A 13,638-nucleotide genomic window follows, 5' to 3' on the forward strand; every position below is an offset into this window, starting at 1 on the left:
AAGCCAGGCGATTTTTGGTTCTTTAAATTCGTACTTGAATGGTTCTGGAGTTTATTTTTCTATTTGGGAGCAACCTCCCCAGGAATTGATAAACTTATATAAATACAATCTGATCCGAAAGGGCATAACGGATAAAATTCTTGGCGGTAAATATTCAAAAGAAACTGAGCAGTATTGGAATATAATTAGGTAAAAGGTCAGCGTAGAACAATTAATAACACAAATCGCGCAACGGGCTATTTGTCAATAGCAAATAGGGCGCTAAGTAGTAAAGAAACTTCTGCTTTGAAGATTTTAACTTGGAATTGTAATGGAGCATTAAGGAATAAGTTTGAACATTTATCGTCCTTTAAAGCCGATATTCATGTAATTCAAGAATGTGAGAATCCGGTCGAAATCAAACATGACAAATACAGGAAGTGGGCAGAAAACCATTGTTGGATTGGAGATAGCAAGAATAGAGGAATCGGAATTTTTGCCGACAAAAGCATAAAATTGGACAAGCTAAATTGGTCAGACTGTTATGAAGGTCAAAAAGTAAAACATTTCTTACCCTGCCGAATAAATCGCGATTTTAATTTATTGGCCGTTTGGACTCATAAAAACAATGCCCCCACGTTTGGATATATCGGACAATTATGGAAATATATCCAAGTAAATAAAGCAAACTTCAAAAATAGTCTAATTCTAGGGGATTTCAATAGCAACGTCTTCTGGGACAAACGGAGTAGATGGTGGAACCACTCGGACGTTGTTCGGGAACTCAAAAAAATTGGTATTGAAAGCCTGTATCACAAATATTGGTCTGAAGAACAAGGTAAAGAAACTCGGCCTACCCTTTTTCTTCAGAGAAACTTATTAAAACCCTATCACATCGATTATGTCTTTGGGAGTAAGGAATTTCAAAACGCTCTAAAGAAAATGGAGGTCGGAGATGTAAATAAATGGCTTAAATTCAGCGATCATTTACCAATAACTTGTGAATTCGCACCAGACTTAACGCTTGCCAATACCCTTAATGAAAATATAGCGCCTAAGTAATGGCTGCAATTGCTAGGAGTTGCTTGGAAGACCGACAATCACTCCTTCTTAGATGCTGGCTTTGGCCAGCCCTCGTAGGGAGCAACCTGAGCGAGTACTTTAAAAGTAACGATTTCACCGTCGCAATCATAAGAAGGATGCAACAGCATCACTGAACAAGCAAATGACAAATTTCGATGGATTACAATCTTAAGTAAATATCCTAATAACCAAGACGTGTAATGGTATCGCTAATAACTGAGTGTTCCTGTGGACGACACAACCCATATCAAAGTGGTAAGGCTACATTTTGAACTAATATTAGTGTGAAAAAATTACTATGTGTGCATTAAGTGTGCAATTATGAAAAAATAAAAAACCCAATACATTGATAGTTAATGTACTGGGTGTTTAATAAGCGGAGGAAGAGGGATTCGAACCCCCGGAGGTGTGACCCTCGCTGGTTTTCAAGACCAGTGCATTCGACCGCTCTGCCATTCCTCCATACTACTACTAAGGTACCAAGATGGTTACTGCATTACAGGCCAACTTGGCGGGTGCAAATATAGAAAGCTTTTTCGTACCGATAAACCTTTTTTTCGATTTTATATAAGTTCGTCAACAGAGGAAACAATTTACTCACGTCTAAAGGTCAAATTCCCTAAATTGCCGAAATGCAACTTCCCTTGGTCAGCATCCTTATTCCTTTTAAGAATACCGAACGGTTTTTAAATGATTGTCTGGATTCAATCCGTATCCAATCCTACGAAAATTGGGAGGTACTAGCGGTAAACGACCACTCCACCGACCATAGCTTATCTCTCGTCCATGGCTATGCTGACAATGACAATCGAATCAAAGTGTTTCAAAATGAAGGCAAGGGAATAATCCACGCCCTCCGCACGGCTTACGGTAAAAGCAGCGGCCTGCTCATCACCCGTATGGATTCCGACGATATCATGCTCCCCAATAAATTACAGGTCATGGTTGATTCCCTTCGCAGAAATGGGAGCGGCCACCTGGCGGTCGGTCAAGTAGAATATTTCTCCCATCGGGGGGTTAGTGACGGCTACGCCCGCTACGAGAAATGGCTGAACGGGCTCACTGCAGCGGGCAAAAATTATTCTGAAATTTATAAGGAATGTGTTATCCCATCTCCCTGCTGGATGGTCTTTCGGGAGGACCTGAATGCCTGCGGAGGCTTCGGACCCAATCGCTATCCCGAGGATTACGACTTGACCTTCCGCTTTTATGCAGAGGGACTCAAATGCATTCCCAGCAACCAAGTCCTGCACCGATGGCGGGACTATGACACCCGCACTTCCCGAACCAGCAAGCACTATGCGCAAAATTATTTTCTGGATATCAAGCTGCACTACTTCATCGAGCTCGACCGGAATCCGCAGCGCCCCCTGGCCATTTGGGGTGCAGGCAAGAAGGGCAAGGAAATCGCAAAGGGACTCCAAAAGCGCCGCCTCGATTTTTATTGGCTCTGCGATAATCCAAAGAAAATCGGGAAGCAGATATACGGTAAAACGATGCTGCACTACAGCGAATTGAAAGCTCTTAAAAACCCACAAAGCATCGTTACCGTGGCCAATGAAGAGGCACAAAAAATGATAAAAACGTACTTCGCCGAAATGGGACTAAAGCATATGGCGGATTATTTTTTCTTCTGCTAATATGTCTGTATTGAGTATCGAGTACAGTTATTTGGAAAAAATTTAATTTACGATGAGCGCGGGAGGCTGTATTGTGAATGGTCTTGTACCTAAAACCGACCTAATATATACTGCGTATTCAGAAACAGCAAATTCCCCCATACAATATCTACATTCATTTAGCGCATCGTACTCTGTACTCAATACTTTGTACTTTGTACTAATCAAGTACTAAGTACTTTTACCTACCTTTGCAGTCTCAATCCGGGAAATGCAGTTTAAACATCCAGAACTTCTTTGGGGCCTCTTCCTTCTTCTGATTCCCGTTATCATTCATCTTTTTCAACTGCGGCGGTTTGAGAAAACGCCGTTTACCAATGTCAAATTTTTAAAGCAGGTCGTTGCGGAATCTCGGCGCAGCAATATCTTGAAGAAATGGCTGTTACTGTGTACGAGGCTCATTCTTCTAGCGGCGTTGATCTTGGCATTTGCACAACCTTTTTTTGCAGATCAATACGCACTACGTCAGAAAGAAACCGTTATTTACTTAGATAATTCTTTTAGTGTACAGGCTAAGTCTGCAAATACCACAATGCTAGAGGATGCGATACAGGCACTTATAAAATCCATACCCAAGAACCAAAGTTTCAGCCTGTTCACGAATGAAAAGGTATTCAATCAAATTTCCTTGCCCGAGGCACAGAACGACCTGCTGGATATCGAGTCCACTTCCGAGCAGCTTCAACTGAACCAAATTTATCTAAAAGCGAATACTTTATTTACAAAGGACCCCGAGACCGCAAAAAACTTAGTGTTGGTCTCCGATTTTCAAGCCCGGATGGCCTCATCGAACATAGATACCGTCCCCGGTACGGTAAAAAAATACCTGGTGCCGCTATCCAAGGGAGACATTGAAAATGTAGCCTTGGACTCCCTCTACCTCGATGGACAAAATTCTGATAATATAGAACTTACGGCTATTGTCTCACGCACTGGTTCTATAGAAGGCACCCCCGTATCCCTCTTCAACGGGGAGCGGCTCATCGCAAAAACGGCAGCGGTCTTTGAAGAAAACAATCAGACCAAGGTCCAGTTTTCGCTTCCCAAGAACGAGAAGCTAGATGGCAAACTGGAGGTCTCCGATTCAGGATTAAACTATGACAACCGGCTGTATTTCAACATCGATTCCAAGGAAAAGATAAAAGTACTTGTGATCGGTAACGTCGCGGACGATTATTTAGAAAAAATCTACAATGTCGCGGAATTCAATCTTACCACCACTTCGCTTGATCAATTGAATTACGGTGACTTAGACATCCAGAACCTGATTATCCTGAATGAACTACCCTCCATACCCCCAGCCCTGACTACCCGGCTGCGCTCCTTTACCGATAATGGAGGAAGCCTTACGATTGTGCCCTCCGGCGAAATTGACTTGAACTCTTACAACCTATTGATATCCAACTACTTTTCGAGTTCGCTTAAAGAAACAGTTTATGCCGAACGAAGCGTCACCAACATTTCTTTTTCACATCCCCTGTTCCGCAACGTATTCGAAAAGAATGTGACTAATTTTCAATTTCCAAAGGTATCGCAACATTTCGGTGTCAAGACGACCGCGGCTTGGGCTTTGGCGTTTCAAAATAACACCCCGTTCTTAATCGGTCGCGAGGGCTTTTACCTCTTTACCGCATCGATTACCCTTGAAAATTCCAACTTTAAAAATTCTCCTTTAATCGTACCGACTTTCTATAATATGGGGAATAACAGCTTAAAACTGCCCCCGCTATACGGGGTTCTTGGGAACGATGTATCGATAGACGTATCGGCCAGCTTGTCCGATGACACCATCCTAAAAGTAAAAAAGGGAGATTACGAGTTCATTCCTCGACAGCAGGCCTACGCGAATAAGGTAACCCTCACTTTCGACGAAAACTTAAAAGAAGACGGTATATATACTATCTCTCAAAACGATGAGCCTTTGCAACGCATAAGCTTTAATTACGACCGAGGGGAAAGCGAGTTAAACTATATGGACCTGAACGACCTTTCTGCGCTATCACAGTCCCCCTCTATTGCCTCCCTGTTCGATAGCCTGGAAAAAGACAATCGCATCACGGTGCTTTGGAAATGGTTCGTTATTTTAGCACTACTGATGATGGCCGCGGAAATTTTAATCCAAAAGTTTCTCGCTTAGGAACTGTGCCTGAACGATGTGATTAGAGTTTTTGTGGGTCTTTATCGATGTTCTTGAAGCAAGATAATGGAAACGATCGCCTTAACCAAGAATATAGGTACAACGTCATAAGTAACTAATGATAAGCATTTTAAAATCAACAATCACCTGCAATGAATCTGCTACTCAAATCCGCCAAAATTATTGATTCCCACAATGGGAAGCTTCATTCAAAAAAGCGGGACATCCTCATTAAAAATGGGGTAATCGACAAAATTGCGGTCGAAATTGCACCTGAAAATAAGACGGAGACAGTTTCCTTAACCAATCTGCACATATCCCCAGGCTGGTTCGATAGCGGGGTCAGCTTCGGTGAACCGGGCTTTGAGGAGCGGGAAACCATCGCAAACGGGCTGCAAACGGCTGCCAAAAGCGGGTTTACCGACATCGTACTCAATCCGAATACCCATCCGGTTCCGGATAGCGGTTCCGATATCGTTTTCTTGCGCAATGCCGGAAAGGGCCATCTGACCGACCTACATCCTTTGGGCGCATTGACCGTAAAGGCCGAAGGCAATGATCTGGCAGAACTCTACGACATGAAAAATACGGGAGCGGTGGGTTTCTACGATTTTAAACATCCCATCGAAAATGCAAATCTCCTAAAGATCGCCCTGCAGTACGTCTCCAATTTCGGGGGACTGGCCTATTCCTTTCCGATGGACACCAGTGTTGCGGGAAAGGGAAATGTCAACGAGGGGGAGTCCTCGGTCAGGTTGGGCCTTAAGGGTATTCCCGCCCTGGCGGAGGAATTACGGATTGTTAGAGATCTGTTCATCCTCGAATACACCGAAGGAAAACTACACATTCCCACAATTTCGACCGCAGGTTCGGTGAAATTGATTGCCGACGCCAAGAAGAAAGGATTAGATGTCAGCTGTAGCGTAGCGGTTCATAACCTGTTCTATTCGGATTCCGAATTGAAGGAATTCGACGCCGCTTATAAGGTATTGCCCCCATTGCGGACCAAAAAAGACATGGACGCACTGACCGAAGGGCTAAGGGATGGCATCGTCGATTTCGTAACCAGCGACCATATTCCCATGAACATCGAAAAAAAGGAGATGGAGTTTGAAAATGCAGCCTTTGGAAGCATCGGATTGGAAAGTGCCTTTGGCAGCCTGAACCGAATATTCGGCATGGAAACCGCCATCGGTCTCCTCACGAAAGGAAGGGAAAGATATGGATTAAAACTGGCACAGATCAAAGAAGGTGAACCGGCCGATCTCACGCTTTTCGACCCGGATGCGGAGTATAGATTTGACCAGGGGGACATCACATCCTCTTCTAAAAATAGTATGTTTTTAGGGGCGAAGCTCAAAGGCCGGGTGTACGGCATCATAAATAACGGGCAAATTCTTATTTGATTCTTACCTTTGACCTTATGGAGACCGTAAAAGAAGGAAAGACCACGGCAATTGTCGCCTACATCACGATAATCGGATGCTTGATAGCCATAACCTTAAACATGGATCCCAAGAACGGTTTTGCCCGTTTTCATATTCGACAGGCCTTCGGCATCCATTTAATTTTTCACGGGTTCGCTTTATTTTCCAGTGTCTGGTACAATCCGTATGCCCTATACGGACTCTATCTTTGTTATTTTATTCTATGGATCTATGGATTTCTCGGGGCGCTTAACGGAAAAAAGCAAGCCATCCCGATTTTAGGTCCTTATTTTCAAAAATGGTTTACATTTATCCCATGACTACAGCTCCCCTATCCCTCGAACACCTAATTCGGCCCTCATCGATAACAGAGGGGAAACCCCCCGTATTGTTCCTGTTTCACGGGTATGGCAGTAATGAGGAGGATTTATTTTCCTTTGCCCCGGAACTTCCTAAGGAACTATGTATCATTTCGGTGCGGGCCCCCTACCCTATGGAGCCTTTCGGAAACGCCTGGTATGCCATCAATTTCGATGCACAGCAGGGAAAATGGAGCGATGACGAACAGGCTGTACTGTCCCGGGAAAAAATTGTGGGATTTATCGATGAGGCCTGTAAAACTTACGGCCTAAACGAGGAGAATATCAACCTTTTAGGATTTAGCCAAGGAACGATTCTAAGCTACGCAGTGGCCTTGTCCTATCCCGAAAAAATTAGAAACGTTATTGCGCTAAGCGGCTATATCAACGAGAATATCCTGGTGGAAGGTTACTCGAAAAACAACTTCGAAAATCTTAGGATATACGCCTCCCACGGACAAGTGGACCAGGTAATTCCGCCGGAATGGGCCCAAAAGTCCCCCGCATTTTTAGAGAAACTGGGTATTGAACACGTGTACGAAGAGTTTCCCGTCGGCCACGGGGTCGCCCCGCAGAATTTCCATGCGTTCAATAAATGGCTTATGGAGAGAATTTAATTACTTCTAGCATACAGCAGGTGGTCGATCAAGGTGAAGTCTACCCCTAGATCATCCTTAAGTTCGTAGCCGATCAATAGTTCTCCCCAATACTTTCCATCGGAAAAATCGGCCAATATCCATTTATGGTTCAGCACCTCGATTTTATTGATCTTGAAATCACCTTCCATCCCCTCATAAGGCACAAGCGGATTGGTACCATTGCTTTCATTGGTTTCCAACAGTTTATCCCTAATATAGCTGGAAGGGTTTTCCAGTGATAGGTGGTCGTAATAGACCAGGGCATCATCATTGTTTTCCAGAGAGAAATATTGCATTTCGAGCACTCGCAATTGAGTGTTTTTGAGGGAATCCTGCAAGTGTTCCACCTCGGACCTTAAACTCGTGATCCGCGCGTCTTTGGCTTTCGACATCTTGCCACCGCTCACAAACAGATAGAGGCTGATAAGGGCCATAAAAACGACTAGGTAGAGAAGAATCTTATTTTTCATCAATTCAAATTCAATAGTATATATGACGCATGTATTTACGCAGAGCCGAGGCGCGAATTTACACTACAGGTTAATCTCAAGCCCATCGTACGCCAAGTGAACGCCTTTCGGCAGTTCCCGCTCCACCTCTTCATGAAATCCAAGCAGGTGGCTGATATGTGTAAAGTAGGCAGTTTCGGGTTTTATTTCTTCGACAAATGCCAAGGCTTCCTCTAGATTAAAATGGGAATGATGGGCCTCTTTCCGAAGGGCATTGACCACCAAAACCTTCGTTCCCCTGATCTTATCAATTTCCTCTTCCGCAATGGTCTTTACATCAGTCATGTAGGTAAAATCCCTAAAACGATATCCGAAAACCTCTATTCTGTTATGTCTGGCGGATATGGGAATGACCGAAATACCTCCCAATTGGATAGTACGGTTGTTTTCTACTAGGTTCACGTCCACACAGGGCGCTCCCGGATACCGATTGGTATCGGCGAATATGTAGTCGAAGCGTCTGCGCAGGGATCGGGCCACCCTTTCATGGGCATAGATAGGGATGTCACCCTGTCGGAAAAAATAGGGTCTGATGTCATCGAGCCCCGCCGTATGATCGGCGTGTTCATGGGTGAAGAGGATACCATCCAATCGGTCCACTGGGTGCGCAAGCATTTGCTGCCGAAAATCGGGACCGCAGTCTATTACGTAGCTGTTCCCTTGCCATGAAATCGAAACCGATACCCGAAGTCTTGTATCCTTGGGGTCATCGCTCAAACAAACGGGATGGGTGCTACCGATAATGGGAATACCCTGAGATGTTCCGGTCCCTAAAAAAGTGATTTTTAATCCTTCGTCCATTCAGATCCAAATTTATAACTAAATAATTTATTAGATTGTCCGATCTTGTTAACTTTGTTTAACAAAAAAATCGCTATGGCTTCAGTTCTAGACCGGGACCCCGCTTTCGAAAACATCCCCTCGATCAAGGCCAAGACCTTGAGAATCAATTTGAATCCCGATATCTACGGTACGTTTTCCGAAATCGGGGCAGGTCAGGAGACCGCACGGAATTTTTTCAGATCTGGCGGGGCATCAGGCACCATCGCGAAGGCCATGAGCGCCTATGACAAAGATTTCAGCGATGCTATCTACGGCGTCGAGAAAGACCACAGATATGTGACCCAGCCCCGATTGAAAAAGATGCTTGATCATGAGATGCAACTCATGGAAGAGCGCATAAGCAGGGAGACCCATCCCGACCGGTTGTTCTTTTCCTATGCCAACACGGTGGCTACCATCGATTTCTCCAAACGCTATAAAGGCCATGGTTGGCTGGGCATACGCTACCAGCTCGACCCCCATCAAAAGGATTATGACGAAATCGTTTTACACATACGATTCAAACAAAACGAGGCACGTTTACAGCAAGAGACCTTGGGAGTGGTCGGCACCAACCTGATCTATGGGGCCTTCTACAAATATCACAAACCGAGGAACCTGCTCAAATACCTCTACGACCATATCGATAAGGATACCATAGAAATAGATATGGTCAATTTTTCAGGACCGAATTTCAAAGAGGTCGATAACCGACTGATGAGCCTTCAATTGATCAAGAACGATATGACCGATGCGGTCATGTTCGATTCCGACGGAAATAATCTGTTGCCGGCGACAGTACTGTACAAAAAAAACATCCTGGCCCTTCGGGGCAGTTTTCGACCGGTAACCAAGGTGAACTTGGATATGTTCCAAAAATCCTACGATATTTTCCGGCGAGATCCCGCGGTCGATCCCGAGCGTACCATTGTCATTTTCGAGATAACCCTTTCCAACTTAAAGGCTGCCGGGGAAATCGATGAGCGCGATTTTATGGATCGGGCCGAGTTGTTGGGTGAATTGGGACACACCGTTATGATATCCAAATTTCAGGAATACTACAAATTGGTCGAGTATTTCAACAATTACACCAAGGAGAAAATCGGGCTGACCATGGGCATCAACAACCTCATCGATATTTTCGACGAGAAATACTATCGTCATCTGAGCGGAGGTATCCTTGAAGCTTTTGGAAAATTGTTCTTCAAGGACCTTCAGGTCTATCTCTATCCGATGAAAAATCCGGATACCGGCCAAATCATGACCAGCAATAATGTCAAGGTACATCCGAGAATGAAAGAACTCTATAAATTCTTTAAGTACAACGGCAAAGTAATGGACATCATCGATTACGACCCCGAGATCATGCATATTTTTTCCAGGGACGTACTCAAAAAAATCATCAACGACGAAGAAGGTTGGGAAGAAATGCTGCCTGAGGGTATCGCGAATACAATCAAGGAGGAGAATCTTTTTACCAAAAAATTGGTCAAGGCGGAAAAGGGGTAATAGCGTTTTTTTAGGTGATTCCTCCCCTTATAAAATTAGGGCTGCAAACCTGCGAACATGAGTTTGCTTTTTACCTTACCCGAAGTAATCATCAAATTATCATTAGAGCTAGCACATTGAAATACAAGAGGATATCTTCGTCTAGGATGGCGAATTTCTACTTCGAACATCAAGAGCATATGTGCCGCTAGACTACCAAAAACCCGCTATCCTCTCTTGAGCGGTTATTTGCCATCCAGCGATCCGCCCAATAAGTATTAATTCCGATCCACCGACTATTCCAAGACCTGCGCGGCGTGGTCTTTTGTCTTTACTTTGTCAATAACCTTCTCTACCACCCCGTCTTGGTCGATAACAAAGGTCGTACGATGGATTCCGTCGAACGTTCGGCCCATAAATTTTTTCGGCCCCCAAACCCCAAAGGCGTTGAGTACGGTACGATTCTCGTCGGCCAACAAGGGAAAGGGCAAGTCGTATTTTTTCTTGAAGTTGGACTGTTTTTTTTCCGAATCGGCACTGACGCCTAGCAGCTCGTAGCCTGCGCTCTTCAATTCGGAATAATTATCCCGTAAATTGCAGGCTTCCGAAGTACAGCCGGGAGTATTTGCCCTCGGATAGAAAAATACTACCAATTTTTGACCGTTGTAATCGGATAGTTTGACGGGGGTACCGTCTTGATCCTTCGATGTAAACTCCGGGACTTTGTCACCCACTTGCAATCTATCCATTTTCTTTATTTTTAGCATTTCTAATGACGTACGAAACTAAGCAAAAATGACGAAAGCCGAAAAGGTTCAGTTTACCATAAAAACCCTCCAAGAAATCTATCCCGAAATCCCTGTTCCCTTGGCCCATAAGGACCCTTTCACCCTGTTGATAGCGGTATTGATGTCCGCCCAAAGTACCGATGTGCGGGTAAATCAAATAACACCCCTGCTTTTTAAAAGAGCCGACAACCCCTATGACATGGTCAAGCTATCGGTAGAGGAAATTAGGGAAATCATTAGACCAGTGGGACTGTCCCCCATGAAATCAAAGGGCATTCACGGGCTTTCAAAAATATTGATCGATAAGTATGGGGGACAGGTGCCGATGGACCTCGAACTACTGAAAGAACTGCCCGCCGTGGGACATAAAACGGCCAGTGTGGTAGTTTCGCAGGCTTTTGGGATTCCGGCCTTTCCAGTGGATACCCACATTCATCGACTGATGTACCGATGGGGATTTTCTAACGGAAAAAACGTAGTACAAACCGAAAGGGATGCCAAACGGCTGTTCCCGAAAGATATCTGGAACGACCTGCATCTTCAGATCATCTGGTACGGTAGGGAGTATTCCCCCGCAAGAGGATGGAATCTCGAAAAGGACATCATTACCAAGACCGTCGGTAGAAAATCGGTCTTGAAAGAATACTATCGGAAAAAGAGGAAGTAGTAGTGGCAAAACGCAAAAAGCCATGCACCGGTTGCATTAGTGCAAACGGGACATGACGTTCGGCAAAACAAATCAGTTGCTTTAGAACAAACTACAAGCGGCAAGGTCTAGTTCAAACTGTTCTCGAACCTGAAATTTTGATACTTCACGATATGAAGCGATTTAGAGAAACTTAATAGAAACTGAACGGTTTCGGGCCTTGCGGCAATTTTTTTTCCTTTCTCAAGGTTTTCAGTGTAAATTTTTTCCATAATAGTTGCTTTATTTACTATGAATAACGCAACTACACTTGAAATATTGTCAAAAAGAGACCAAGATCTACTATTTATCCAACTACGGGTTTTAGTTGGTCAAAACAATCTTGTTTTTTTCGATGACCTTACGAAGGTTGATCAACGCATAGCGCATTCTGCCCAAGGCGGTATTTATACTGACACCAGTGTTTTCGGAAATTTCCTTAAAGCTCATATCCTTATAGATACGCATGACCAAGACCTCTTTTTGATCATCCGGCAGTTCTTCGATCAATACTTTAAGATCAGAGGTGATTTGATCTTTGATCAATTGCTTTTCGGCATTCGGCCTATCGTCCCCGATTACGGAAAAAATATTAAAATCGTCGCTGCCCTCGAACTTTGGCATTCTTTTGCTTTTTCTAAAATAATCGATGATTAGATTGTGGGCGATACGCATAACCCAGGGCAGAAATTTTCCTTCCTCGCTATACGATCCTTTTTTTAAGGTCTTGATTACCTTTATAAATGTATCCTGAAAAATATCCTCGGTAACGTCCCTATCCAAGACCTTAGAATAAATGAAACTGCTGATTCGTTGGTTATGCCGGTTGATCAAAACTTCGAGGGATTTTTCATCACCGCTGATGTAGTTGCTTACTAGTACGGAATCTTCGATTTGTTGGTTCATCTTGTTGGGTTTTTTGATTGGGAATTTCGAGTGGAAAATTCCGAGTTAGAGTTCGGTTTTTGAGTGTTTTGCTTGCCCCGTGGGGGGTATATCTGCTTTTTTAATCTGAAGTAAAACTAGAGAGAAGTGCTCGTTTCAGAAAAACTATGTTGTCAAACCCTCAATTCTTGATGTGAAATCCTACTTTTTGCATGGTCGGTAAAATAAAACCCAGTCGATAGCGTTGAATCCGAAAAATCTGGATGCATTCCATCAAAAAAGCCCCTGCAACTTTTGCTGCAGGGACTTTTTAATTAATCTGTAGAAGTCTCAGTTTAAGTTCGTTTCGTAATAGACTTCTTTGACCTTGGTTATTTGAAGGGATTTTGAGTACGCCAAAAGAAAATCGACGCTTCCCTTCCTTGTCCTAACTAATTTACAATTATACAGTAACTGAAAATTGGTTTCATCCATATTATTCGATCTTAATTCGCTACAATAACGCAACCGCACCTGAATGAAATACCTTTGTCGGACCTATGACGGGTTAATTCGTTAAAACTATATTGTTCTCCTCGACGATCTTTCTCAAATTAATCAAAGCGTAGCGCATTCGACCCAGGGCGGTATTGATGCTGACCCCGGTATTTTCGGAGATTTCCCTAAAACTCATGTCCTTATAGATACGCATGACCAGCACTTCTTTTTGGTCTACGGGGAGTTTCTCTATCAATATCGTAAGATCTGAATCGATCTGATCTTTGATAATCTGCCGCTCGGCATCGAGCCGGTCGTCTCCCATAAGGGAAAAGATATTATGGACATCGGCCCCCTCGAACATCGGCATCCGACTGCTCTTTCTAAAATGGTCTATGATGAGGTTGTGGGCGATACGCATAATCCAGGGCAGAAATTTCCCCTCCTCGTTGTACTTACCTTTTCGCAAGGTCTTGATGACTTTTATAAAGGTATCCTGAAAAATATCCTCCGTAATGCTGCGGTTACGGACCTTGGAATAGATAAAACTGCTCAGACGTTGGTTGTGCTTGTCGATAAGACCTTCCAACGCACTTTCGTCGCCGGAGATATAGCGTTCAATTAGAAGGGAATCTTCGGGTTGTGGCTTCATTACAATTACTTTTTTGGGTTTACGACAAGT

General features: G+C 43.8%; 15 protein-coding genes and 1 tRNA gene. 9 read left to right on the forward strand and 7 right to left on the reverse strand.

From position 1 onward, the window contains the following. Together RQM65_RS00005 and RQM65_RS00010 are read left to right on the forward strand one after the other, a co-directional pair. A partial coding sequence (locus tag RQM65_RS00005; protein ID WP_314011807.1) for a hypothetical protein occupies positions 1-193 on the forward strand: 193 nt, incomplete at its 5' end. Positions 194-285: 92 nt separating this feature from the next. Continuing rightward, entirely contained in the window at positions 286-1,041 is a 756-nt protein-coding gene (locus tag RQM65_RS00010) for an endonuclease/exonuclease/phosphatase family protein (RefSeq protein WP_314011809.1), read from the forward strand. Between the two features lie 398 nt (positions 1,042-1,439). On the opposite strand, the gene RQM65_RS00015 is transcribed toward RQM65_RS00010, so the two are convergent. Continuing rightward, positions 1,440-1,524, reverse strand: a tRNA-Ser gene (locus tag RQM65_RS00015). Positions 1,525-1,694: 170 nt separating this feature from the next. Here RQM65_RS00015 and RQM65_RS00020 point away from each other — a divergent pair. The 5 genes from RQM65_RS00020 to RQM65_RS00040 all read left to right on the forward strand — a co-directional run bounded on the left by RQM65_RS00020 (position 1,695) and on the right by RQM65_RS00040 (position 7,281). Beyond that, a complete protein-coding gene (locus tag RQM65_RS00020) occupies positions 1,695-2,702 on the forward strand; it encodes a glycosyltransferase (RefSeq protein ID WP_314011811.1) in 1,008 nt (335 codons plus the stop codon). Positions 2,703-2,952: 250 nt separating this feature from the next. Further along, entirely contained in the window at positions 2,953-4,878 is a 1,926-nt protein-coding gene (locus RQM65_RS00025; protein WP_314011813.1) for a BatA domain-containing protein, read from the forward strand. A gap of 152 nt (positions 4,879-5,030) precedes the next feature. After that, complete coding sequence (locus tag RQM65_RS00030; RefSeq protein ID WP_314011815.1) at positions 5,031-6,284, forward strand: dihydroorotase; 1,254 nt, start codon at positions 5,031-5,033, stop codon at positions 6,282-6,284. Between the two features lie 17 nt (positions 6,285-6,301). Next, the gene (locus tag RQM65_RS00035) at positions 6,302-6,625 is read left to right on the forward strand and encodes a hypothetical protein (RefSeq protein WP_314011818.1); all 324 of its coding nucleotides are present in this window, start codon (positions 6,302-6,304) and stop codon (positions 6,623-6,625) included. Beyond that, complete coding sequence (locus RQM65_RS00040; RefSeq protein ID WP_314011820.1) at positions 6,622-7,281, forward strand: alpha/beta hydrolase; 660 nt, start codon at positions 6,622-6,624, stop codon at positions 7,279-7,281. The genes RQM65_RS00035 and RQM65_RS00040 overlap by 4 nt, the downstream gene beginning before the upstream one ends. On the opposite strand, the gene RQM65_RS00045 is transcribed toward RQM65_RS00040, so the two are convergent. Both RQM65_RS00045 and RQM65_RS00050 read right to left on the reverse strand, forming a co-directional pair. Then, on the reverse strand, positions 7,278-7,772 hold the full coding sequence (locus RQM65_RS00045; protein WP_314011822.1) for a hydrolase: 495 nt from the start codon (positions 7,770-7,772) through the stop codon (positions 7,278-7,280). The two genes, RQM65_RS00040 and RQM65_RS00045, sit on opposite strands and share 4 nt — an antisense overlap. Positions 7,773-7,835: 63 nt before the next feature. Then, positions 7,836-8,612 (reverse strand): MBL fold metallo-hydrolase, encoded by a 777-nt coding sequence (locus RQM65_RS00050; RefSeq protein ID WP_314011824.1) that lies wholly within the window; start codon positions 8,610-8,612, stop codon positions 7,836-7,838. Between the two features lie 75 nt (positions 8,613-8,687). On the opposite strand from RQM65_RS00050, the gene RQM65_RS00055 reads away from it, so the two are divergent. Then, positions 8,688-10,142: a TonB-dependent receptor gene (locus tag RQM65_RS00055; protein WP_314011825.1), complete on the forward strand. Its 1,455-nt coding sequence runs from the start codon at positions 8,688-8,690 to the stop codon at positions 10,140-10,142. Positions 10,143-10,417: 275 nt separating this feature from the next. On the opposite strand, the gene bcp is transcribed toward RQM65_RS00055, so the two are convergent. Further along, positions 10,418-10,870, reverse strand: coding sequence for a thioredoxin-dependent thiol peroxidase (bcp, locus tag RQM65_RS00060; protein WP_314011827.1), 453 nt, complete (start codon positions 10,868-10,870; stop codon positions 10,418-10,420). Between the two features lie 46 nt (positions 10,871-10,916). On the opposite strand from bcp, the gene RQM65_RS00065 reads away from it, so the two are divergent. After that, complete coding sequence (locus tag RQM65_RS00065) at positions 10,917-11,576, forward strand: endonuclease III domain-containing protein (protein ID WP_314011829.1); 660 nt, start codon at positions 10,917-10,919, stop codon at positions 11,574-11,576. A gap of 107 nt (positions 11,577-11,683) precedes the next feature. Here RQM65_RS00065 and RQM65_RS00070 read toward each other — a convergent pair whose 3' ends face one another. From RQM65_RS00070 to RQM65_RS00080, 3 genes are all read right to left on the reverse strand, one after another. After that, a complete protein-coding gene (locus RQM65_RS00070) occupies positions 11,684-11,827 on the reverse strand; it encodes a hypothetical protein (RefSeq protein WP_314011831.1) in 144 nt (47 codons plus the stop codon). A 91-nt stretch (positions 11,828-11,918) separates the two neighbouring features. Next, on the reverse strand, positions 11,919-12,500 hold the full coding sequence (locus RQM65_RS00075; RefSeq protein WP_314011832.1) for an RNA polymerase sigma factor: 582 nt from the start codon (positions 12,498-12,500) through the stop codon (positions 11,919-11,921). A 526-nt stretch (positions 12,501-13,026) separates the two neighbouring features. Beyond that, positions 13,027-13,608, reverse strand: a complete 582-nt coding sequence (locus tag RQM65_RS00080; protein ID WP_314011833.1) for an RNA polymerase sigma factor — start codon at positions 13,606-13,608, stop codon at positions 13,027-13,029. Positions 13,609-13,638: the final 30 nt, after the last annotated feature.

The sequence above is a fragment of the Pricia mediterranea genome (assembly GCF_032248455.1).
Lineage (GTDB): Bacteria > Bacteroidota > Bacteroidia > Flavobacteriales > Flavobacteriaceae > Pricia > Pricia mediterranea.

Excerpts from the sequence above, each read along its gene's own strand:
- RQM65_RS00020 (WP_314011811.1), top strand. The coding sequence starts at position 1,695 with ATGCAACTTCCCTTGGTCAGCATCCTTATTCCTTTTAAGAATACCGAA.
- RQM65_RS00025 (WP_314011813.1), top strand. The coding sequence starts at position 2,953 with ATGCAGTTTAAACATCCAGAACTTCTTTGGGGCCTCTTCCTTCTTCTG.
- RQM65_RS00030 (WP_314011815.1), top strand. The coding sequence starts at position 5,031 with ATGAATCTGCTACTCAAATCCGCCAAAATTATTGATTCCCACAATGGG.
- RQM65_RS00035 (WP_314011818.1), top strand. The coding sequence starts at position 6,302 with ATGGAGACCGTAAAAGAAGGAAAGACCACGGCAATTGTCGCCTACATC.
- RQM65_RS00040 (WP_314011820.1), top strand. The coding sequence starts at position 6,622 with ATGACTACAGCTCCCCTATCCCTCGAACACCTAATTCGGCCCTCATCG.
- RQM65_RS00045 (WP_314011822.1), bottom strand. The coding sequence starts at position 7,772 with ATGAAAAATAAGATTCTTCTCTACCTAGTCGTTTTTATGGCCCTTATC.
- RQM65_RS00050 (WP_314011824.1), bottom strand. The coding sequence starts at position 8,612 with ATGGACGAAGGATTAAAAATCACTTTTTTAGGGACCGGAACATCTCAG.
- RQM65_RS00055 (WP_314011825.1), top strand. The coding sequence starts at position 8,688 with ATGGCTTCAGTTCTAGACCGGGACCCCGCTTTCGAAAACATCCCCTCG.
- bcp (WP_314011827.1), bottom strand. The coding sequence starts at position 10,870 with ATGGATAGATTGCAAGTGGGTGACAAAGTCCCGGAGTTTACATCGAAG.
- RQM65_RS00065 (WP_314011829.1), top strand. The coding sequence starts at position 10,917 with ATGACGAAAGCCGAAAAGGTTCAGTTTACCATAAAAACCCTCCAAGAA.
- RQM65_RS00070 (WP_314011831.1), bottom strand. The coding sequence starts at position 11,827 with ATGGAAAAAATTTACACTGAAAACCTTGAGAAAGGAAAAAAAATTGCC.
- RQM65_RS00075 (WP_314011832.1), bottom strand. The coding sequence starts at position 12,500 with ATGAACCAACAAATCGAAGATTCCGTACTAGTAAGCAACTACATCAGC.
- RQM65_RS00080 (WP_314011833.1), bottom strand. The coding sequence starts at position 13,608 with ATGAAGCCACAACCCGAAGATTCCCTTCTAATTGAACGCTATATCTCC.